The sequence below is a fragment of the Thalassotalea sp. SU-HH00458 genome (assembly GCF_040362795.1).
In the GTDB taxonomy this organism is placed as follows: Bacteria; Pseudomonadota; Gammaproteobacteria; order Enterobacterales; family Alteromonadaceae; genus Thalassotalea_H; species Thalassotalea_H castellviae.
Map to the genome: position 1 here is coordinate 38,245 of NZ_BAABWW010000008.1, position 21,091 is coordinate 59,335.

A 21,091-nucleotide genomic window follows, 5' to 3' on the forward strand; every position below is an offset into this window, starting at 1 on the left:
ACGGCCAGCATTGGCCAATTTTATTGCTTAGTTTCTGTCTCTATTGATTGAGTAATCATTCATTACTCGCCATTATATCTTGCATCGTACCATTAACGATAGAAGATTCTTCTATTGGTATTAATTCTGGTAATTGTTCTAACGACTTTAAAGAAAAATAATCTAAGAACGCTTTAGTTGTTCCATACATAGAAGGCCTGCCGGGAACTTCTTTATGCCCTAATACTTTTATCCATTCGCGTTCAATTAGTGTTTTAATAATTTGACTACTGACAGCTACGCCGCGAACATCTTCAATTTCACTTCGTGTAATAGGTTGTTTATAAGCAATGAGTGCTAAGGTTTCTAATAAAGCTCGTGAATATTTTTGCGGTTTCTCCTCAGTAAGTCGCGCAATATCTTCGTTATGTTCCCCCTTAATTTGAAATTGGAAACCTGATGCAACTTCAACCAAATTGACACCACGAGACTGATAGTGCTTTTCAATATTTGTTATTGCTTGTTTAATGACTGGGTTTGAAACCTCATAATGAGCAAGTAATTTTTCTTTAATATCTTTTACAGATAATGGTTTCACCGAAGAAAATATCGCCGCTTCAATAAGTTGTTCAAGATGTTTAGTGCTGATCATAACTGCTCTCAGCCCCTTTTAATCGAACATGGATCTGCCCTAGATTTTGTACTTGCTGACATTCTATCAGTTGTTCTTTTAATAACTCTAACACGGCTAAAAACGTGACAACAACGCCATGTCGACCTTCACTAACCTCGAACAATGATTCAAATTCAATAAAATGTGTTGTTTTAGTATCTGACAAGCGAGCTAATATCTCACTCATTCGCTGACGAGTTGACAAGGTTTCTTTTGCGATATGATGATGTTCAAAAGCTTGTGTTCTTTTTAATACGCCTTGGAGTGCCGTGACTAAATCGGCTAAATCAACCTCTGCCGCTTGTGTTTTATAAGTAAAAGTATTTGAAAAACTCGCATTTGCAATAGCGATATCACGCTCTAAACGGGGGAGTTCATCGATATTTTGTGCCGCAAGCTTGATCACTTCATACTCTTGTAAGCGACGTACTAACTCAGCACGAGGATCTGCTTCTTCTTCCTCCACTTGCTGCTTAGGTAATAATAAGCGTGATTTAATTTCCGCTAAAATTGCCGCCATGACTAAGTACTCAGCGGCTAATTCCAGTTTGACATCTTTCATCAACTCCACATAGCTCATGTATTGCGTGGTAATGGGAGCTATTGGCAAGTCCAAAATATCAAACTTTTGCTTTTTTATAAGGTATAAAAGTAAATCGAGCGGCCCTTCAAATGACTCTAATATAATTTCTAAAGCATCTGGTGGGATAAATAAATCTTGCGGCTTTTCTACCACGGCTTCACCTCGAATGAAAGCAAACGGCAGTACTTGCTGCTGCATTTCACCCGTTTGTAAATTATCTGTGGTGAGATTATTTATCTGGTCATTTTTAGCGCTATTTTGCATAAATATTGAAACGTTAAGTAAAATGAATTATTCAAAAGGTGCAGGATCGCCCTCTCCTATGCGAATAACTTGTGCATCCCCTTCGGAATAATCGATCACCGTGGTAGGATGCTCGCCTAAATGACCACCATTGATGATCAAATCAACTTGATGTTCTAACATATCACGGATATTTTCAGGATCATATTCCGCCATACTTTTACCCGGCATAATTAAGGTTGTTGACATAATAGGTTCTTCTAGCGCCGCCAATAAACCATGAACAATGGCATTGTCTGGTACTCGAATACCGATAGTGCGTTTTTTCGGATTTAATAATCTTTTAGGCACTTCTTTACTGGCTTTGAAAATAAAAGTGTAAGGCCCTGGGGTATTGTTTTTTAGTGCTCGAAAGGCACTATTATCTACGCGAGTATATTCTGAGAGTTCGGATAAATCTTTACAAACAAGAGTAAAGTTATGATTTTTATCAATATCTCGAATGCGACAAATTCTATCAAGCGCTTTTTTATCGCCAATATGACAACCTAATGCATAACCAGAATCGGTAGGATAAACAATCACTCCGCCTTGACGAATTATCTCAGCGGCTTGTTTCATCAAACGGCCTTGAGGATTATCAGGGTGAACATAGAAAAACTGACTCATAAGTGATTCCTTTTAAAATAACTGCCAAATAGGCGAAACACCTTCTAGCATCACTAAATTTCGACCTAAATCTGACCATTTACTCGGATAATGAAAATCAGAGCCCATCGAAGCATGTAATTCATATTCTAAACAAAAGCTTAGCATTAAACGGCGTTGTTCGTTATTCATTTGTGGTAAAACTATCTCTAAACCATCACCACTAGCTTCTTTAAATTGTACGACGAGTCGACGCAACCACTTTGTCGATAAATCATAACGAATAGGATGAGCCATAACGGCTCGGCCACCTGCCTGATGTATGACATCCACCGCCTGTTCAATCGAGCACCAGGTCGGTTTTACATAGGCACGTTTACCTTTGCCAATATATTTATCAAACGCCGCCTGCATTTTTGGCACACTGCCTTGTTGTAATAATACTTTGGCGAAATGAGCACGAGTAATTGAGCCCTCACCGGCTATCGCCTTTGCTTTTTCATACACGTTGTCAAAACCACATTTAGCAAGCTTGTCTCCCATTGATAACGCGCGGTTTTCTCTGGCTGTTTGTTGTTCTGCAATTAATTGTTTTAACGCCGGCGAAGATTTATCAATATTTAAACCAACAATATGAATTTCAAATCCTTGCCAAGCCGTTGAGATTTCAATTCCTTCGATGAGTTTTATTGGATGATTTTTTTCTACAATATACGCTTTAGCAATATCAAGTGCCGCGGTAGTATCGTGATCTGTAATTGCAAGTACATCAATTTGAAAGTTAACCGCCCGTTCTATCAACTCTTCAGGCGTGAGGCCTCCGTCGGAGCATTTTGTATGACTGTGTAGATCAACACGGCGATTTTTAAAATCGGAAAAATTTTCGGTTGACATCAAAGGCATAATAAGTTCTTCTATAGAGGATTTTTTCGCAAACTCATTTTACTCAGGTTAATAAACGAATGATACCAGTAAAACAAACTAATTCATTAATTTGGTGGTGGCATAACTCTACTTAAGTGGGTTGTGATGGTTTGCTTTTCATAAAAGAAATCGCAAAAATTTTCTGAAAACCCGCTTAGTCACTTAAGCGGGTTTTTCTTTTTAAGACTTTTAAAATTTATAACACATTCAAAATATAAGGGTTAACAATGTTAACAACACGAGTAAAAAGTTGGTTTATATGGTGGCTTCAGCCTATTTACGCTGGTTGACCGAACTTAATAATTTAACAGATTTAGGAAATAATCATGATCATCATATTAAAACCCCAAGCGTCTGAACAAGATGCCAATGAAATTTTAGATAAAATATCCAGCCTTGGTTTAAAGCCTCTTTATATGCCAGGTATTGAGCGCACCGTACTAGGTGCATTAGGCGACGAACGCGTGTTACGTCAACTTCACCTTGATAGCTACCCTATGGTAGATGAAATTAAACCAGTACTTAGCCCCTACAAATTGGTCAGCAGAGAACTTCAAGCTCACGACTCTATCGTCTCTATTGGTGGCGTAAAAGTTGGTGGTGGCAATTTCACTGTCATTGCGGGCCCTTGCTCAGTAGAAAGCCAAGCGCAATTATTTGGCGTCAGCGAGATGATAAAACAACAAGGTGTACCTTTATTACGTGGTGGTGCTTTTAAACCAAGAACTAGCCCATACAGTTTTCAAGGTTTAGGGCTTGAAGGTTTAAAATTACTTAAAGCGGCGAAAGAAAAATATGATCTTCCGGTAGTCTCTGAAATTATCGATCCTAATGATGCTAAATTAATGCATGAATACGTTGATTGTTATCAAATTGGTGCGCGTAACATGCAAAACTTTCGTTTACTCGAAGCCGTTGGTGAACAATCGGACAAAGCCGTTTTATTAAAACGCGGCATGAGTGCAACACTTGAAGAATTATTACTTGCGGCCGAATATATTATCAATGCTGGTAATCCGAATGTCATTTTATGTGAACGTGGTATTCGTACCTTCGAAACCGCCACTCGAAATACCTTAGATTTAAACGCGGTAGCTTATTTAAAAGAGAAATCTCATTTACCTGTGTTTGTCGACCCTTCACATGGTACAGGGGTTAAATCATTAATTAATCCACTTTCTCGTGCTGCTGTTGCGGTTGGTGCTGATGGTATTATTGTGGAAGCGCACTTAAACCCTAAAGAAGCTTTATCAGACGGTCATCAAGCACTGACCGCAGACGACTTTGCGACTTTAATGGCAGATATTAAACCTTTTGTTTCAGCGGCAGGTAAAACATTATGAAGGCAATATTTGACCCTACAGCCCATACTGAAATTGGTTCGGTAAATACCTTATCAAGCAAAGCAAGTTATCAATCAGACCCATTAACGTTGTTTAAAAAACTGTGTGGTAATAAAAGTAATAACCTTTTATTAGAGTCGGCTGAGATTGATAAAAAACATCAATTAAAAAGTTTACTGTTAGTTGATGCGGCAGTGAAAATTGTTTGTCATGGAAACCAAGTCAGTTTTACACCGCTAAGTGTTAATGGTGAAGCCGCGATCAGCTTTACAAAGCAACAATTAGAGAAACATGCAACCGTCACAATTCAGGGTAATAATTTACATGCTAGTTTTGCTGAAACATCACAAAACCTTGATGAAAAATCTCGATTATTGGCCACAAATCCGTTTCATAGTTTACGTATATTTCAACAACTAAAAAATGAAACACATCACCCTTTTGCGGTTTTTCTTGGCGGAGCGTTTGCCTTCGACATGATCACCATGAGCGAGCAATTACCCGCCGTTAAAGACGGTGATAACACTTGCCCTGACTTTGTTTATTATTTAGCTGAAACCTTAGTTGTTATTGATCATGAAAAACGTTCAAGTGAAGTGATTGCCAATGTATTTTCAGGACCACAACAACAAAAATGTCATTTTGAAATTGCCAGACGATTATCCGCAATTAAGGCGTTGGTAGAAAGTGATATCGCTCCACCACAAACAGAATATATAGACTCAGTTGCCCCCTCAGAAGTGACCTGCGACATCAGCGATGAAGAATTTTGCAAAACTGTTATTACTTTAAAAGAACATATAAAAGCGGGTGATATTTTTCAAGTGGTACCATCACGCACTTTCAGTTTGCCTTGTGAAGATACCTTTAATGCTTATTTAGCATTGCGAGAAAGTAATCCAAGCCCGTACATGTTTTATTTTCAAGATGAAGACTTTTGCATGTTTGGTGCTTCTCCTGAATCTGCAATTAAATATCAGCAACACAATAGACAAGTAGAAATTTATCCTATCGCAGGTACTCGACCGCGTGGTTATAAAGCCAATGGTGACTTTTCATTAGATCTAGATTGCAGAATAGAATTGGAATTACGCCAAGATAAAAAAGAACTGTCAGAACATATAATGCTCGTAGACTTAGCACGAAATGACGTCGCTCGCGTGAGTAAAGCAGGCACCCGACATGTTGCCGATTTACTTAAAGTTGATCGTTATTCTCACGTTATGCATTTAGTCTCAAGAGTTTGTGGCACGTTAAGTGATGACTTAGACGCCCTACATGCTTATCAAGCCTGTATGAATATGGGCACGTTATCTGGTGCACCAAAAGTAAGAGCCACGGAATTAATTCGACAGTTTGAAGGAAAACGGCGAGGCAGTTATGGCGGAGCAGTTGGATATTTAACAGGCGAAGGTGATATGGACACCTGTATTGTAATTCGTAGCGCATTCGTTAAAAACCAAATGGCGCATGTGCAAGCAGGGGCTGGCGTTGTATTTGACTCTAACCCACAAGCAGAAGCGGACGAAACACGTCAAAAAGCACAAGCGGTGATCAATGCGATTAAAAAAGCGGCTAGGATGAAAAACCTAAGCTCCAATAAACATACCAACAATAAACAGGAGGCTAAGTAATGTCGCTATCCTCTAATCCATCGCATAACGATGCCGAACAAGTAAAAATTTTTATGTTGGATAATTTGGACTCTTTTACCTATAACCTCGTTGATGAATTTCAATGTCTAGGGTTCGAGCCAACTATTTATCGAAATACCATTAGTGCTGACTATATTTTCGAACAAATACAAGCATGTACTACGCCTGTGTTATTGGTGCTATCACCAGGTCCCGGTGAGCCAAGTAATGCCGGTTGTTTAATGGCGTTAATTGAAAAAACGGCTGGTAAATACCCAATATTGGGCATTTGTTTAGGTCATCAAGCATTGATTGAACATTACGGTGGCGAAGTGGGCCGTGCTCCTGAAATAATTCATGGTAAAGCGTCAAATGTACAACATGATGGTAAAAACGCGTTTCATAATATACAGCAGCCCTTGCCGGTTGCGCGCTATCATTCTTTGGTAGCAACGACTATGCCCGACGTACTAACGATGAGTGCAGAATTTACCACAACCGATGGCGTCGTTTTACCTATGGCGATTGAACATAAAACAGATCGCGTGATAGGTTTTCAGTTTCATCCTGAGTCAATTTTAACCACCTATGGCAGTAATTTATTAGCACAAGCCATTGAGTGTTTAACGTCAAATGATGTACAAAGCAGTCAATTGCAAGAAAATATCCAGCAAAACACAGGGAGTACTTATGAGTAATGTATTGCAACAATTAGTTGATGGCCAATCGTTAAGCCAAACGCAAGCTCAAACGTTTTTTAGTGAAGTAATGCAAGGAAATATTGCCCCTGAAATGCTTGCTTCAGTATTAACCGCCTTAAAAATAAAAGGCGAAACACCAGAAGAAATTGCCGGCGCTGCGGTAGCGGTAAGAGATTATGCAACCGACTTTCCCTTGCAAGAAAATGGTGTTGCTGATTGTGTGGGTACTGGTGGCGACGGCGCTAATACTATTAATATTTCAACGACCGCAGCAATACTTGCCGCCGCGTGTGGTTTAACCATGGCCAAACATGGTAACAGAAGCGTTTCAAGTATGTCCGGCTCAGCTGATTTACTGGAAGCATTTGGTGTCAACCTAATGATGCCACCAACAACGGCTAGCAAGTGTTTACAAGAAACCAATTTATGTTTTTTATACGCTCCAGCTTATCACCCTGGTTTCAAATATGCCGGCCCCGTTCGTAAAGCGATGGGCATTCGGACATTATTTAATATACTTGGCCCATTGGTGAATCCAGCAAAACCAGAAATTATGCTACTTGGCGTGTATACACCTGAGCTCATACCAACCATGGCAAAAAGTTTGATCTTAACTGGCGTTAAGCGTGGTTGGGTTGTCCATGGCAGTGGCTTAGACGAAATAGCTTTACACGGCGAAACGCAAGTCACTGAAATAATCAATGGCCAGCTTACTGAACGTACTATCACCCCTGAAGATTTTGGTTTATCTCGTTATACCTTAGAAGATATTAAAGGTGGCACTCCACAAGAGAATGCCGATATCATTAAGGCGATCTTATCTGGAAACGGACAACCTGCGCACAATAGCGCCGTGATTATAAACTGTGCCGCGTTGCTCTATTTACACAATAAAGCTGCAGATTTAAAATCAGCAGCGCAGCTTGCCAGCGAAGTATTAGCATCAGGTCAAGGTTTAGGGACATTAGAAGCGATGGTTGCGATCTCCAATAATGAAGTAAATCAAAAAGAACAATCAGGAAACAATCAATAATGGCAAACGTATTAGAAAAAATTGTTGCTGATAAACGCATTGAAATTGAACGCTTAAAACAAGAAAAGCCACTTAATACTTTTATTGATGAGCTAACACCAACAAAAAAAGACATGTATGCGGCCCTTGATCGTAAACAAGGCAACAATCATGCTGGCTTTATTTTAGAGTGTAAAAAAGCATCTCCATCAAAAGGGTTAATTAGAGCGGATTTTGATCCCAAAGCTATTTGCCAAATATACGATAAATATGCAGCAGCAATATCAGTATTAACCGATGAAAAATATTTTCAAGGTAAGTTTGAATACTTAAAAATAGTTACGGATACCGTGAGCTGCCCTGTATTAAATAAAGACTTTTTTGTTGATGTTTATCAAGTGCATCTTGCCCGTTATTATGGCGCTGACGCTATCTTATTGATGCTAAGTGTCTTGTCTGATGATGAATATCAAGCACTAGAAGCAGTTGCTACACAATACAACCTAGCGATATTAACAGAAATATCTAATGAAGAAGAACGTGATCGCGCAGTAAAATTAGGCGCTAAATTAATTGGTATTAATAATCGCGATCTACGTGATCTTTCCACTGATATTGCTCGTACTTTTGATTTTGCACCTACATTACCTGATGACAGAATTATCATCTCTGAATCCGGTATTTACACCAACGATCAAGTACGAGAGTTAGCTCCGGCTGTTGATGGTTTTTTAGTGGGAAGTTCAGTGATGGCGCAAGATGATATTGACCTTGCTTGTCGCACATTAATTTATGGCAACAACAAAGTCTGTGGTTTAACAACCCCCGAACAAGCGCAAATGGTTATAGACGCTGGTGCTCAATACGGTGGATTAATTTTCGCGGAAAAGTCACCACGATGTGTCACTTCTGAGCAAGCATTAGCCATGGTTAATCATGCTAATTCACTGAATTATGTTGGGGTATTTGTAAATCATAAACGTCAAGAAATCGCTGAACTTGCACAGCAATTAAACCTTTTTGCTGTGCAACTGCATGGCGATGAAGATCAAGTATATATCGACAAATTAAAACAACAATTGCCTAAAAATTGTCAAATATGGAAAGCAATCGCTGTTGAGCAACAAGTGCCAGCGCTTACCGTTAATGCACAACAATTTGTTTTAGATGGTAAAAATGCTGGTAGCGGCCAAGTATTTAACTGGCAAGCGTTAGCCAATAGTGAGCAAGACTTATCATGCTGCTTTTTAGCTGGCGGCTTAAATAGCGATAACATTGAAAACGCTATAGAACAGTTAACCACACAAGAATTATTTGGTTTGGACTTAAACTCAGGTGTTGAGCAAAGTCCGGGCATAAAATGTCGTGAAAAACTACAACAAGTATTCACGCAAATACGGAATTACTAAGATGACAAATAAAACAGTAGAAAATATGTCAGCAGAAAAACAAACGTTACCCGCTTATTTTGGTGAATTTGGCGGTATGTTTGTTGGCGAATTATTAGTCCCTGCCCTTGAACAACTTGAGCAAGCCTATATTGAATCACAACAAGATCAAAGCTTTCTCGACGAGTTTAATGATTTATTAACGAACTATGCTGGTCGACCAACCCCCTTAACGCTCACAAGAAATTTATCTAAAAACCCGTTAGCTAAAATTTATTTAAAACGTGAAGATTTATTACATGGTGGAGCGCATAAAACGAACCAAGTGTTAGGCCAAGCATTACTCGCTAAACGTATGGGTAAGAAAGAAATCATTGCAGAAACTGGCGCTGGTCAACATGGTGTCGCTACCGCTATTGCCTGTTCACTTCTTGGCTTGAAATGTCGGGTTTATATGGGCGCAGTAGATTGCCAGCGTCAACAGCCTAATGTCTTTCGTATGAAATTAATGGGAGCAACTGTTATTCCAGTAACGGCAGGCTCAGGTACATTAAAAGATGCAGTAAACGAAGCATTACGTGATTGGTCAGCAAACTATGATAATGCTCATTACTTGCTAGGCACTGCGGCAGGCCCTCACCCTTTCCCGACCATTGTGCGTGATTTTCAAAAAATGATCGGTGAAGAAGCCAAACAACAAATTTTAAAACAAGAAGGTAAATTACCTGATTATGTGATTGCTTGTGTTGGTGGTGGTTCAAATGCTATTGGCATGTTCAATGATTTTATCCATGAAGAATCAGTCAAATTAATTGGTGTAGAAGCTGGTGGTAAAGGTATAGACACCGACAAACACGGTGCAACCCTTGCTGCGGGCACTAAAGGTATGCTGCACGGAAATTACACTTATATTATGCAAGATCAATATGGTCAAATTGAAGAATCATACTCAGTGTCTGCTGGCCTTGATTATCCTGCGGTAGGACCTCAACATGCTCATTTAAAAGAAACAGGCCGTGCACAATATGTGCCTATTAATGATGATGAAGCCCTTGCCGCTTTTCAAACATTAGCAAGTACCGAAGGGATTATTCCGGCATTGGAATCATCACACGCGCTGGCTCAAGCATTAAAAATGGCAGAAGCCGCGACGGAAGAAACAGTGATTTTAGTCAACCTTTCCGGACGAGGCGATAAGGATTTAGCTCACGTTCACACCGTTTTACACCCCGAAGAAGCGACTGCTGAAAAGGAGAATAAATAATGACTCAATCAACAGTTGATATTACAAATAAGCCAGGACAACGTTATCTCGATTGTTTTGCTACGCTTGCTGAAAAAAATGAAGGGGCATTTATTCCTTTTGTCGCGATTGGCGATCCTAATCCAGAGCAGTCTTTAGCGATCATCAAAACGTTAATTGATGCTGGTGCAGATGCGTTAGAATTAGGGATCCCATTTTCAGACCCAAGTGCTGATGGCATCACCATACAAGAAGCGGGAAAACGTGCATTAGCAACTGGCACAAACACTGACGTTTGTATTGATATTTTAAAACAAGTGAGAGAATATGCACCGCACATACCTATCGGTTTATTACTTTACGGCAACTTAGTGTTTGCCAGAGGCATCGATAAATTTTATCAAGATATGGCCGATGCTGGCGTTGATTCAGTATTGATCGCTGATTTACCTATTCGTGAAAGTGAAAAATTTAGACAAGCAGCATTAGCAGCAAATGTGGCACCAATATTTATTGCTCCCCCCAATGCGAGTGATGAAACATTGAAAAAAGTTTCATCATTCAGCCACGGTTACACTTACGTGTTGAGCCGTGCAGGCGTTACAGGAGTTGATGTTGTAGAGAGCAAACAATCTAAGAAATCAACCAGCACATTAGCAAATGAGTTAATTGCTACACTAAAAAGCTATCAAGCCGCGCCTGCGGTCATTGGTTTTGGAATATCACAACCACAACAAGTCAAAGATGCGCTAAATGCAGGAGCTTCGGGTGCCATCAGTGGCTCTGCCGTTGTTAAAATTATCGAAAATAATTTAGCCGATCATGATGCAATGCTAACAGCATTAAATCAATTTGTGAGTCAAATGAAAGCAGCAACACTCAGATAAATATTCACGTGTAATAAAAAAACCTGTTATTAAATAACAGGTTTTTTTAATCATTTACTTTACCTAGGTAATCACAAATTGGTGATAATAAACTTAAGCATTTATCCTCAGCGTTACATCAATTATAGTTTTTTAAAAAATGTCCATAATGTGTAAGCACATTTGATTTCTTCTTTATCAATTTTTGCATCAATACTGGGAAGATCGTAAACGGATGCGTATTCCCCATCAGAGTTAAAATAATTCTCGACGACAAAAGAAGGGACTCGACTAACAACCGTAAACTCATTTTCGAGTAACGTTTCTAATTCACCTGTTTGGCTATTAAAGGGCCGTAGGTTTTTAGCCATTACCGCAGGGTTATTACGGTAGTAATTATTAAAATTTTCATTAATATCGAGAATAAATACAATACCATCATTTTTTAATACCCGAGATAACTCTTTACTGACTTTGCCTATATCTTTATCTTCATTAAAGCAATCAAATAAGCCAGAGCATATAATGAGATCGAAAAAATTATCTTCGTAATGCATATCCATTACTGAGCCTACATCAAAATTCATTGCTGCAGGTGACCACTTCTGACAGATTTCTATCGCCTTTTCACTAATTTCTAATCCGTAACAGTTTTCAGGTGGAACTCTAAATTCACTAAAAAATCGCAACTTGCTCCCATTGCCGCAGCCTGGCTCTAATACTTTGCATTGAGGCAAATCAGTTTTGCCAAGCGAGACTAATAATTCAATGATGAATTTATAAACACGATTATCATTAAATAGTTTAAATAGATCTGCTTTACTTAACGGGACAGGATCTTCGTGATGATATTTAAATGTTTTCATTCCGTGTGTTTTCCTTAGAAACAGAGATTCTTTAGTTCATGCAACTTTCAATTTCGCAATATTATTTATATGGCAAAACAAAAATTATTAACAGCAAGATATAAAGTTAATAACAATGTATTTACCAAGAATAAATGAATTATTTACCGAGTTGCAAATTTTTCACGGCATGATGCTTTAAAATGTTGTCAACTATAGGCACTGTTAGCGAATATTTCTGTTTTTCTTTTCAGAAAGCGTAAGGTTAATGATAAATAACTCAAAATATTTTAACGCGGATTATCTTGGTGAACATCATTGTGACCTACGCTTATCCATGATTCTTATTTAACTAACTCGGCAGCTTTTAAAAGTAAATCAGAATGTAATCGTACTTTATAATTAGGATTGACATAATTAAATTGTACTAAGCCTTTACTATCAATAACGTAAATTGCTGGCACAGGCAAAACTAATCTTTCATCCCCTGCCTGATTTTTTTGAAGTGGATTTTTTAAATTCATTTTTGCTAAATAGCGTTTGGTAGTTTGTTCAGAAGTGAAAAATGATAAACCAAATGCAGAGCTCACTTTCGATTGATAATCAGATAACAAATCATAAGACAACTTACGTTTATCAATGCTTTTCTTTAAATCGTCAGGCGCATCAGTAGAAATACCAACCAGTTTAAAGCCTAATTTTTTTAACTGTCCTTCAACGGCTTGTAATTGGCCCATTTGAGTATTACAAAATGGACACCAGCCACCACGGTAAAAAAATAATATTGTTTTTTGACCATTTAAATAATCTGCTAACTGAACATTATTTCCTTCTACAGTTGTCACTGCGATATCAGGGATCATTTGACCATTTAATAAAGGTGAAACTTGATCTGCGGTTTCCGCAACTTGGCTTTTAACGGTTTGCTCCATTGCATTTGTTTTTGCTTGTAATGCAGTAATTTGAAAAAGTGATAATAAAAGTAATGCACTAGAAATAATGGTTTTGTTCATAGGTCCCTGCTTTTTTTAATAACGAAAAAAGGATAATTAATGTGAATATCAATAGACCCGAACAAGCAAAATTTTCATTCAAAAAAATTAAATTTTTCTTGCTTAAGGGGCTACAATATTTCTCGTTGGTTTATTTACGACATAAACACTGATAGCACATAACACCATACCTAATATACTTGAAAGCGCCAATTGCTCATCAAACAAAAACCAAGCTTCTAGCGCAGTAGCAGGTGGCACTAAATAAAAATAAGCGGTTACCTTGGATGAATCTCCTCGTTCAACCATATACATGAATAACAAAATAGCGGTAACCGAAAGCGCTAAAACTAGCCAAGCCAGACAGAGGATAAACTCAATATTCCATGTGATAGGTTGGGTGTCGTTTACAAAAACAATAGGCAGAAAAATCAACAAACTAGCAATATACTGCCAACAAACCGAAGGTAATAATGGCTGATTTTGACAAAATCGCTTTTGGTATAAGGTTCCAAAGGTAATACCCAGTAAAGCAATAAAAGCCAGTAACAAAGCATTTTTCGAGACATGTGTAATTGCTAAACTCGCAGAAACTACTAAAATTAAACCGCTCATCCCTAAAATTAATGCCAACCATTGCCAGTGATTAACTTTTTCTTTAAAAATAAACACCGCTAACATCGCCGTAAATAACGGTTGTAACCCGACAATAATAGCCGTTAATCCTGCTGGAATACCGTATTCAATTGCACCAAACACGCCACCTAAATAAGCCCCATGGATTAGTAAACCTGTGACCATAGCATGACTAATTTGCTTAACAGTCAGTTTTGGTTGCTTTAAAATCACAATTAACAAAACAAACACCGCAATATTAGCCATTGTTCTTATGGATAAAAAATCACCGGTAGCAGCATAAGGTAATCCGTATTTAGCACCAATAAAACCCGTGCTCCACAGCAAGACAAAAAGAAAAGGGATCAGTTTTTTCAGCATAATTAAACTTTATGAAAATTTTCAATGAGTTTAAAAAGTTTGCTTGGCTAAAAACAGCTACACATTTAAACAAACTGATACTACACAGTTTGTTTAAATGCCTTCGTTTTTAACTGAGTATTTTGAAACGTTTACCCTGCTAAAAATATCAAATAAGGGCATATCGAATGTTTTTAAATGTAGCGGTTGCGACTCAAGCGGCTGTGGATGGTCTTGGAATAATTCCTATGTATAGACCGCTTGCTGATCCCCTTTTGCAAGAAGGTAAACTCATTGTTGCAAATGATTATATGGCACTGAAAGAAGAATCTTATTACTTTGTTTGTCCAGAAACGTATAGAGACGATCAAGCAATCAGTCGATTTCGAGATTGGATAGTTAACGAATCTAAAAATTCGCAATAGCAGCTCATATTAAAAGATAGATATTTATAATAGTAAGCTGCTGGAAGTTCAAACTGCGTAGCAGGCTAAAAATTCCCACTTATAAGAAGTCTTCACCGAAACGTTATTGGTTATTCGCTATGCCAGTTGGCATAATGCTCATTAGCCACATCATGTTTTCTTTCATAAATGCAATATCTTCATCACTCGCACTTTTTGCTAATGTGGCCATACTGTCGATATTCGCTTTTTGCTCAGCCATCTCTTTTTCCATTTTGCTGATCATTTCACTCGGCATACCGCTTTTTTTCATCCGCTCAATGGTACTGTTTAACATTGCACCCATCGACTCAACGCTGTCAGGCATCTGTTGCATTTGCACCGCAAACATACTCGACATGATACGATAAGATTGCTGATAGAATTGTTCAAAATTATCATATCCTGCTGCTTTCACTATCTTTTCAATGTCGCTGTAAGCTTGCATCCCTTTAATTTTATCAATTGCTGCACTGGGCGTCATTTGCAACACATTTTCAAACTCAGACTCCATTGCAGGGTATTTGTCTTCAAGTACTTGAAATTTTTCAATCGTTGAAACATATTGCTCTAATAATGGTTTCGACAACGATTGCTCTGCGAAACTTTGAATTGAGAGTATCAATAAGCCAAAGCCTACCATGATGTATTTCATATTCTTCTCCTTAAGATTTTAATTTTTAACTAATTAATAATGATAGTCATAAAAAAGGTGTAAACTAATCAATGTTAGCTTACACCTTCAAAACCGATTTGTTTAAAACTTTCTTAGCTAATTTAGCAGATTTAAACGTTTTCGATTCAATACTTGGTTTACCCTAGCTTACAACCTGGTAAACTTCGTATGTAATTAAGCCATGCTAACTTGAGATTTTCGCCCACGTATCACGTAAACCAACAGTGCGATTAAACACGAGTTTATCTGCTGTCGCATCCTTGTTATCTAAACAAAAATATCCTTGGCGTTCAAATTGGAATGCTTGCTCAGCTTTTGCATTTTTTAATGACGGCTCAACTTTCGCGTGTTCAATAGTAATTAACGACTCAGGGTTAATTACCGATTGAAAATCACTTTCTGCTGCGGGGTTTGCTACGGTAAATAAACGGTCGTATAAACGTATTTCAGCATCGACACTTTGCTCTGCCGCCACCCAATGAATAACGCCTTTTGGCTTAGTACCATCTTCAGGATTTTTACCTAACGTATCTTCATTGTAGGTACAATAAACTGTGGTAACTTTACCTTCGGCATCTTTATCGCATCGAACAGCTGTGATCACGTAAGCACCACGTAAACGTACTGCTTTATCAAGTACTAAACGTTTGTACTTTTTATTTGCTTCTTCACGAAAATCTTCCGCTTCAATATAAAGTTCACGAGCAAATGGTACGATGCGCGTGCCTTGGCTTTCATCACTTGGATGATTCTTCACCGTTAGCTCTTCCACTTGCCCTTCTGGGTAGTTTTCAATCACGAGTTTAATCGGATCAAGTACCGCCATGGCACGTGGTGCGTTATCATTTAAATCTTCACGAATACAGGCTTCTAGAACCCCCATTTCGATGGTGTTATCCATTTTAGTCACACCAATACGTTTACAAAACTCACGGATTGACGTTGGCGTATAACCTCGGCGACGAAATGCTGCAATCGTAGGCATACGCGGATCGTCCCAGCCGCTGACTAAGTTTTCATCAACCAAAGTATTGAGCTTACGTTTACTCATCACGGTATATTCAAGGTTTAAACGTGAAGATTCGTACTGATGAGGTGTTACATCAATCGACACATTTTCAAGTACCCAATCATATAAACGACGATTGTCTTGGAATTCAAGTGTACAAAGTGAATGGGTGATCCCTTCAATGGCATCTGATAAACAATGGGTAAAATCGTACATAGGATAAATACACCATTTATCACCCGTTTGATGATGATGAGCGAATCTCACGCGGTATATTATAGGGTCACGCATACACATAAAGCTTGATGACATATCAATTTTTGCTCGTAGTGAACATTCCCCTTCTTTAAACTCGCCATTTTTCATTTTTTCAAACAAGGCTAAATTTTCTTCAACGGAAGTATCACGGTATGGGCTATTTTTTCCCGGCGCTTTTAATGTGCCACGGTACTCTTTTGCTTCTTCACCATTAAGAAAGCACACATAGGCTAAACCTTTTTCAATGAGTTCAATGGCAAAGGCATGTAAGCGATCAAAATAATCTGATGAATAATGAATATCACCTGCCCATTGAAAACCTAGCCACTTCACATCTTCTTGGATCGATTTTACGTAATTGATGTCTTCTTTTTCAGGGTTAGTATCATCAAAACGTAAATTACATAAGCCGTTATAATCTTCAGCAATACCGAAGTTTAAGCAAATAGCCTTCGCATGACCGATATGAAGAAATCCATTAGGCTCAGGCGGAAAACGCGTCTGCACACTGGTGTGTTTACCACTTGCCAGATCAGCATCAATGATTTGGCGTATAAAATTAGTTGGACGGTTTTCAACTTCCGACATCCACAGAACCTCGATAAAATAGAATATTAATGGCCGGCATTATATCAAGTGTTTTTCTTGGAGAATAGCTAGGAAAAGCTTTATTGTTGAATATTATTTAATTAAGTGACAATGGCCGATTATCACTTAATATTTCAACTCAATAAACAGATTAACCACATGAAAATATTATAAAAATACAATCAATAATGATGATAAACAACATTCCGTAGTGGTTAGCTTTGTGTAAGACCTAGTGAATTAAAAACTTCTTGGTTAGGAAATCCATCGGCGATCAGATTTTTTTCCAGCTGAAACGCTCGAATTGCTTTGCGACTATTCGGCCCCCAAATACCATCGGGCTTACCGGTTTCAAAACCTAACTCATTAAGCTTTGTTTGTAGTTGCTGCATTTGCACACGACTAAATTGCAATGGTTTAGCGGCTTTCACTGAGCTAACGCCTTTTCCGCCAACGAGTTTATCCGCTAAAATGCCAACAGAAAGTGCATAATTTTTTGATAAATTCCACTTCATGATAACGTCAAAATTACGATAAACTAAAAATGCATGACCTTGATGCCCGTTCGGTAACACTAACTCAGCGTGAATATCATAATCAGGCAAAGCTTTGCCATTACTTTGTTTCACCCCAAGTGTTTTAAAAATAGATAATGGGTATCGTTTATCATAAGCGATGGCACTAAAGTCAAAATTTTCGGGTAATTTTACTTCTCTTCCCCAGCGCTCTTGTTTATTCCAGCCTATTTTGTTGAGGTAATTTGCCGCAGTTGTTATCGCATCCGCTTCGCTTTGCCAAACATCTACTTTACCGTCACCATCCCCATCAATAGCATATTTACGATAAGCAGAAGGCATAAATTGCATATGCCCCATTGCGCCAGCCCATGATCCTTGTAATTGTTCTACCGCTACACGCTGCTCATCAATCATCGAAAATAAATCGAATAACTCAGAGGTAAAGTACTCACTACGGCGATTATCACACGCTAATGTCGCAATAGAATTTAAAACCGACATTTTACCTTTATGTTTACCAAAAACTGTTTCTAGTCCCCAAAATGAAACAAGGTATTGTGGAGGAATACCGTACTTAGCCTGTAATTGATTAAATAATTCAGCATGTTTATTTAATAAACGCTTACCATTTTTAATATGATAATTAGATACTCGTTTATTGACATATTGCGCAAAACTTTCGGCAAACTCAGCTTGATTTTTATCTAGTGTTAACACGCGTTTAATTGGGGTTAATTGATGAATAATTTCGTTAATATCGTCACTAAAACCTTGCTGCTTTGCTTGCTCTAGAAAGCGATCTTGGCATTGTGCAAAAGTTGGTTTTACTGTTAAATCTGAATGTAAAGCGGAAGATTCTGCTTGCTCATCAGCATACGAAGAAGAGAGAAAGAAAGTACTGAGCATACCTGTAAAGATAATTTTATTAACGGTTGAAACCGACTTCATCATGGTTTGTATCCTAAACATCATAATTATTTTGAGAACAAATTACGGAGAAATATCGCTGAATAAATTGATTCTATGTAATACCAATGGAAATGTCAGTACCCAAATGAAAGTTTGTCCAGCTGTTTAATGGTATTCGTTTATCATTTCTTAGATTTACTTTGCATTCATTAAACGGTCATACATCACTTTCACTTGTAAATCACCAAAACTATATAATGACATTCGTTGATGAAATACACGAAACACGGTTTTAAAAGTAGGTGTTTTTTGTGCGTTAATAATTTCAAGCAGTACGCGTTCTGGATAACCCAAGCCATTTTCGTCTGGCGTTCTGGCAATATGCGCGTTAACAGCGGGTAATAAAAAAGGAAAGTGATCTTTAAGTCTTTTGGCAATATCGCGCAGTTTATCATGATCATTGTTTTGATAGTTTGGCCAAAGCTCTCTTAACATTGCTACCTGTTCGGCAGAGATAAGCCTTCTATTGTTAAAAGCTTCCGTTAACTCTGATAGTGACATATGACCAAAACTATATTCATTACCTTTATTCGGTCTAGCTAAAAAAATACGGTATTCACGCTCAGTGTTTTTTTGCGATAATAAAAATAATACGTACCAAAAATTAGCCTGACAAAACAAGTCATCCTCAAACCAACAAGTTATTTCACTGCCTGAATTTAGCGAGATAATTTTCTTGAATTCAGGTACTGTCTTTACATAATAGTCCTCAGGCGTACACTCAGGAAACTGACCAATAAAGTTAGCTCTATTATTCATCAGCGAGTCAAAATCATGGCCTTGCACATTACCATCAACTAAACATTCTCGAGCAACAATAATTTCTCCCCCTATTGTTCGAGGAAATTGTAACTTTAGCGAATCACCATTTAGAATGTGGTATTGAGACTTAAATGCTTGAGAAGCGCCAATAGGATGAAATTGAGGCATAAGATTGAAATTAGGAATTATTCATAATAATTACTTTATCATGAAAACAAGTTAAGTATTGGCAATAATCCTCACATAAACAACACAGAGAGCTCTTTCAAAAACAAACGTAAAAGTTAAATTTAGACACTCACGTCAACATTATTACCGCGCCGCTCATCTAGATTCTGTTTATTCGTTGCTAATTGTTGCTGTTTTTGTTCGTCTTGTAGCTCTTGAGTCTTTTTTGCTTGAGTTTGTTGATTTTTTACTTGCTCGGCTTGCAATTTTTGCTGGTCAACGGTTTCTTGTTGCTGCTTTAACTGCTGACTAACCGATGACCGAGTGCTAATTGAAGTTTCCATTATCATCTCCTTTACTTAGCATGAATTAAAAACAAAAAGTTAAGTAAACTACTTGAGTATAGCACCATTGATTACTTTTTATACAAAAGGGAGGGTAATTCTATAATGGACAAATTGTTTTGTAAGTTGCAAAACAATAACGATTAACGTTATCGATAAACTTAGTGAAAACAGATAATGAAAATATAGTAGGGATAAGACTGTAGAAAAAGCTATTAGCAACGCTGATAAACATATTGTTAATTTAAAACGATGAAACATTACTTTTATCGAACGTCGACAGAGCATATGGCAGTGAAAAAATTCAAAGATTATTGGATCTTTTTAATGGCATTTTCTAACGCTGGTACCATTTGTGATAACCGTTCGTTGTTACTATTTTTGATTAACGCATAAATAGCGAATAAAAAGTTTTGCGTGTTATGCAGTTTACTTAGTCCTGTTTGGCTTGAATAGACTTCGCCCCAAGACTTTAAAGGTGCTGGATTTGTTAAATCATTCAGCCAAGTCTGCCAGTTTTCTATCGTATACTCGTCATTAAGAAAAATATAAATAACAGGCATTGCCAAGCGCTTAGGTTCACCATAAATATAGAAATGATCGTTTTTCGCAACAACCTGGCTTAATAACGCAGATAACATGTGATCTAAATGCTGTTTGGTTATTGCTGGGTTTAATGACAGTTGCAGCATTAAATCTGCGGTATGCGCAACACTATGTCGCCAGCCAATGGTTGCATGATAACCGCGATAATCATCAACTGAACGTAAAAATGTTGTACCTAATGCAACAAGCTTTTCCCGAGCTACGTCAGTTAAAAAAGGAGATTTTCTATCAACTCTCGCCACTTCTGACAGCATTAATATGGCAAAAGGTTGATAGACACTGTATTCATCTTTCACGTCGGCGCTAATAACATTGCTTAAGGTTGTTAACATAGCAAGGTAAAAATCGGCATTAAAATCATTCGCTCTAAGCCATTGACTCAAACCAGTAAAAGCAATTTCGTCCCTAAGTACTGGATCAGGGCTTGCTAAACAATCTAGTAATTGTTTAGCAACAGCGGTTTTTTCTTCGGTATCTTTAATTAAAAAATTTTGCTCTTTCAGCAATAATAATGCCTTTTTATCATATGTTGATGTTTGACATCGTTTCGCGACATTCGCCGCATCAACGATGTTTTTGTCTGCCGCCAATGTAGCTGTGTTAAAAGAAACTAGCATTACGCAACTTAACAGGATTGGTATTGTTTTCATCATTCTTGCCTTATTATTTTAATTATCGACAAGGGTATCTTCTCATAACTT

General features: G+C 37.8%; 21 protein-coding genes. 8 read left to right on the forward strand and 13 right to left on the reverse strand.

The window, feature by feature from the left end; all coding sequences use genetic code 11:
* Positions 1-55: 55 nt before the first annotated feature.
* The 4 genes from scpB to rnm all read right to left on the reverse strand — a co-directional run bounded on the left by scpB (position 56) and on the right by rnm (position 3,029).
* Positions 56-631, reverse strand: a complete 576-nt coding sequence (scpB, locus tag ABXH06_RS13080; protein ID WP_353518524.1) for an SMC-Scp complex subunit ScpB — start codon at positions 629-631, stop codon at positions 56-58.
* Positions 618-1,433: a segregation and condensation protein A gene (locus tag ABXH06_RS13085; protein ID WP_353518595.1), complete on the reverse strand. Its 816-nt coding sequence runs from the start codon at positions 1,431-1,433 to the stop codon at positions 618-620. Before ABXH06_RS13085 ends, scpB begins: the two co-directional genes overlap by 14 nt.
* A 93-nt stretch (positions 1,434-1,526) precedes the next feature.
* Positions 1,527-2,147, reverse strand: a complete 621-nt coding sequence (locus ABXH06_RS13090; protein WP_311582864.1) for an L-threonylcarbamoyladenylate synthase — start codon at positions 2,145-2,147, stop codon at positions 1,527-1,529.
* 12 nt (positions 2,148-2,159) lie between these two features.
* Positions 2,160-3,029 (reverse strand): RNase RNM, encoded by an 870-nt coding sequence (gene rnm / locus ABXH06_RS13095; RefSeq protein WP_353518525.1) that lies wholly within the window; start codon positions 3,027-3,029, stop codon positions 2,160-2,162.
* Positions 3,030-3,376: 347 nt separating this feature from the next.
* On the opposite strand from rnm, the gene aroF reads away from it, so the two are divergent.
* Genes aroF through trpA form a run of 7 tightly spaced genes read left to right on the forward strand, consistent with a single transcriptional unit; the run spans position 3,377 to position 11,258 of the window.
* The gene (aroF, locus tag ABXH06_RS13100) at positions 3,377-4,393 is read left to right on the forward strand and encodes a 3-deoxy-7-phosphoheptulonate synthase (RefSeq protein WP_311582858.1); all 1,017 of its coding nucleotides are present in this window, start codon (positions 3,377-3,379) and stop codon (positions 4,391-4,393) included.
* Positions 4,390-6,027 (forward strand): anthranilate synthase component 1, encoded by a 1,638-nt coding sequence (locus tag ABXH06_RS13105; RefSeq protein ID WP_311582855.1) that lies wholly within the window; start codon positions 4,390-4,392, stop codon positions 6,025-6,027. Before aroF ends, ABXH06_RS13105 begins: the two co-directional genes overlap by 4 nt.
* Positions 6,027-6,725 carry an aminodeoxychorismate/anthranilate synthase component II gene (locus tag ABXH06_RS13110; protein WP_311582852.1) on the forward strand — a complete coding sequence of 233 codons (699 nt, stop codon included), beginning with the start codon at positions 6,027-6,029 and terminating at the stop codon, positions 6,723-6,725. The genes ABXH06_RS13105 and ABXH06_RS13110 overlap by 1 nt, the downstream gene beginning before the upstream one ends.
* Positions 6,718-7,761, forward strand: coding sequence for an anthranilate phosphoribosyltransferase (gene trpD, locus ABXH06_RS13115; RefSeq protein WP_311582849.1), 1,044 nt, complete (start codon positions 6,718-6,720; stop codon positions 7,759-7,761). The genes ABXH06_RS13110 and trpD overlap by 8 nt, the downstream gene beginning before the upstream one ends.
* On the forward strand, positions 7,761-9,149 hold the full coding sequence (trpCF, locus tag ABXH06_RS13120; protein ID WP_353518526.1) for a bifunctional indole-3-glycerol-phosphate synthase TrpC/phosphoribosylanthranilate isomerase TrpF: 1,389 nt from the start codon (positions 7,761-7,763) through the stop codon (positions 9,147-9,149). The genes trpD and trpCF overlap by 1 nt, the downstream gene beginning before the upstream one ends.
* Position 9,150: 1 nt before the next feature.
* Positions 9,151-10,392, forward strand: a complete 1,242-nt coding sequence (gene trpB / locus ABXH06_RS13125; protein ID WP_311582841.1) for a tryptophan synthase subunit beta — start codon at positions 9,151-9,153, stop codon at positions 10,390-10,392.
* Positions 10,392-11,258 carry a tryptophan synthase subunit alpha gene (trpA, locus tag ABXH06_RS13130; protein ID WP_311582838.1) on the forward strand — a complete coding sequence of 289 codons (867 nt, stop codon included), beginning with the start codon at positions 10,392-10,394 and terminating at the stop codon, positions 11,256-11,258. Before trpB ends, trpA begins: the two co-directional genes overlap by 1 nt.
* 122 nt (positions 11,259-11,380) lie before the next feature.
* On the opposite strand, the gene ABXH06_RS13135 is transcribed toward trpA, so the two are convergent.
* The 3 genes from ABXH06_RS13135 to ABXH06_RS13145 all read right to left on the reverse strand — a co-directional run bounded on the left by ABXH06_RS13135 (position 11,381) and on the right by ABXH06_RS13145 (position 14,070).
* A complete protein-coding gene (locus ABXH06_RS13135) occupies positions 11,381-12,103 on the reverse strand; it encodes a class I SAM-dependent methyltransferase (protein WP_353518527.1) in 723 nt (240 codons plus the stop codon).
* A gap of 323 nt (positions 12,104-12,426) precedes the next feature.
* Complete coding sequence (locus ABXH06_RS13140; protein WP_311582834.1) at positions 12,427-13,095, reverse strand: peroxiredoxin-like family protein; 669 nt, start codon at positions 13,093-13,095, stop codon at positions 12,427-12,429.
* 102 nt (positions 13,096-13,197) lie between these two features.
* A complete protein-coding gene (locus ABXH06_RS13145) occupies positions 13,198-14,070 on the reverse strand; it encodes a DMT family transporter (protein ID WP_353518528.1) in 873 nt (290 codons plus the stop codon).
* Positions 14,071-14,237: 167 nt separating this feature from the next.
* On the opposite strand from ABXH06_RS13145, the gene ABXH06_RS13150 reads away from it, so the two are divergent.
* Positions 14,238-14,474 (forward strand): LysR family transcriptional regulator, encoded by a 237-nt coding sequence (locus tag ABXH06_RS13150; RefSeq protein WP_311582829.1) that lies wholly within the window; start codon positions 14,238-14,240, stop codon positions 14,472-14,474.
* 103 nt (positions 14,475-14,577) lie between these two features.
* On the opposite strand, the gene ABXH06_RS13155 is transcribed toward ABXH06_RS13150, so the two are convergent.
* From ABXH06_RS13155 to ABXH06_RS13180, 6 genes are all read right to left on the reverse strand, one after another.
* A complete protein-coding gene (locus ABXH06_RS13155; protein ID WP_353518529.1) occupies positions 14,578-15,147 on the reverse strand; it encodes a hypothetical protein in 570 nt (189 codons plus the stop codon).
* A 205-nt stretch (positions 15,148-15,352) separates the two neighbouring features.
* Positions 15,353-17,023, reverse strand: coding sequence for a glutamine--tRNA ligase (gene glnS, locus ABXH06_RS13160; RefSeq protein ID WP_353518530.1), 1,671 nt, complete (start codon positions 17,021-17,023; stop codon positions 15,353-15,355).
* Positions 17,024-17,238: 215 nt separating this feature from the next.
* Complete coding sequence (locus ABXH06_RS13165; protein ID WP_311582822.1) at positions 17,239-18,492, reverse strand: lytic murein transglycosylase; 1,254 nt, start codon at positions 18,490-18,492, stop codon at positions 17,239-17,241.
* A 153-nt stretch (positions 18,493-18,645) separates the two neighbouring features.
* Positions 18,646-19,440, reverse strand: coding sequence for a DUF1835 domain-containing protein (locus tag ABXH06_RS13170; RefSeq protein ID WP_311582819.1), 795 nt, complete (start codon positions 19,438-19,440; stop codon positions 18,646-18,648).
* A 122-nt stretch (positions 19,441-19,562) separates the two neighbouring features.
* Positions 19,563-19,784 carry a hypothetical protein gene (locus tag ABXH06_RS13175; protein WP_311582816.1) on the reverse strand — a complete coding sequence of 74 codons (222 nt, stop codon included), beginning with the start codon at positions 19,782-19,784 and terminating at the stop codon, positions 19,563-19,565.
* A gap of 311 nt (positions 19,785-20,095) precedes the next feature.
* Positions 20,096-21,007 (reverse strand): DUF2785 domain-containing protein, encoded by a 912-nt coding sequence (locus ABXH06_RS13180; protein ID WP_353518531.1) that lies wholly within the window; start codon positions 21,005-21,007, stop codon positions 20,096-20,098.
* Positions 21,008-21,091: the final 84 nt, after the last annotated feature.

Coding starts and splice junctions, on each gene's coding strand:
- ABXH06_RS13140 (WP_311582834.1), bottom strand. CDS start 13,095: ATGAACAAAACCATTATTTCTAGTGCATTACTTTTATTATCACTTTTT.
- trpA (WP_311582838.1), top strand. CDS start 10,392: ATGACTCAATCAACAGTTGATATTACAAATAAGCCAGGACAACGTTAT.
- ABXH06_RS13110 (WP_311582852.1), top strand. CDS start 6,027: ATGTCGCTATCCTCTAATCCATCGCATAACGATGCCGAACAAGTAAAA.
- trpCF (WP_353518526.1), top strand. CDS start 7,761: ATGGCAAACGTATTAGAAAAAATTGTTGCTGATAAACGCATTGAAATT.
- ABXH06_RS13150 (WP_311582829.1), top strand. CDS start 14,238: ATGTTTTTAAATGTAGCGGTTGCGACTCAAGCGGCTGTGGATGGTCTT.
- aroF (WP_311582858.1), top strand. CDS start 3,377: ATGATCATCATATTAAAACCCCAAGCGTCTGAACAAGATGCCAATGAA.
- scpB (WP_353518524.1), bottom strand. CDS start 631: ATGATCAGCACTAAACATCTTGAACAACTTATTGAAGCGGCGATATTT.
- rnm (WP_353518525.1), bottom strand. CDS start 3,029: ATGCCTTTGATGTCAACCGAAAATTTTTCCGATTTTAAAAATCGCCGT.
- trpB (WP_311582841.1), top strand. CDS start 9,151: ATGACAAATAAAACAGTAGAAAATATGTCAGCAGAAAAACAAACGTTA.
- ABXH06_RS13090 (WP_311582864.1), bottom strand. CDS start 2,147: ATGAGTCAGTTTTTCTATGTTCACCCTGATAATCCTCAAGGCCGTTTG.
- ABXH06_RS13175 (WP_311582816.1), bottom strand. CDS start 19,784: ATGGAAACTTCAATTAGCACTCGGTCATCGGTTAGTCAGCAGTTAAAG.
- ABXH06_RS13170 (WP_311582819.1), bottom strand. CDS start 19,440: ATGCCTCAATTTCATCCTATTGGCGCTTCTCAAGCATTTAAGTCTCAA.
- ABXH06_RS13085 (WP_353518595.1), bottom strand. CDS start 1,433: ATGCAGCAGCAAGTACTGCCGTTTGCTTTCATTCGAGGTGAAGCCGTG.
- ABXH06_RS13180 (WP_353518531.1), bottom strand. CDS start 21,007: ATGCTAGTTTCTTTTAACACAGCTACATTGGCGGCAGACAAAAACATC.
- ABXH06_RS13135 (WP_353518527.1), bottom strand. CDS start 12,103: ATGAAAACATTTAAATATCATCACGAAGATCCTGTCCCGTTAAGTAAA.
- glnS (WP_353518530.1), bottom strand. CDS start 17,023: ATGTCGGAAGTTGAAAACCGTCCAACTAATTTTATACGCCAAATCATT.
- ABXH06_RS13155 (WP_353518529.1), bottom strand. CDS start 15,147: ATGAAATACATCATGGTAGGCTTTGGCTTATTGATACTCTCAATTCAA.
- ABXH06_RS13105 (WP_311582855.1), top strand. CDS start 4,390: ATGAAGGCAATATTTGACCCTACAGCCCATACTGAAATTGGTTCGGTA.
- ABXH06_RS13145 (WP_353518528.1), bottom strand. CDS start 14,070: ATGCTGAAAAAACTGATCCCTTTTCTTTTTGTCTTGCTGTGGAGCACG.
- ABXH06_RS13165 (WP_311582822.1), bottom strand. CDS start 18,492: ATGATGAAGTCGGTTTCAACCGTTAATAAAATTATCTTTACAGGTATG.
- trpD (WP_311582849.1), top strand. CDS start 6,718: ATGAGTAATGTATTGCAACAATTAGTTGATGGCCAATCGTTAAGCCAA.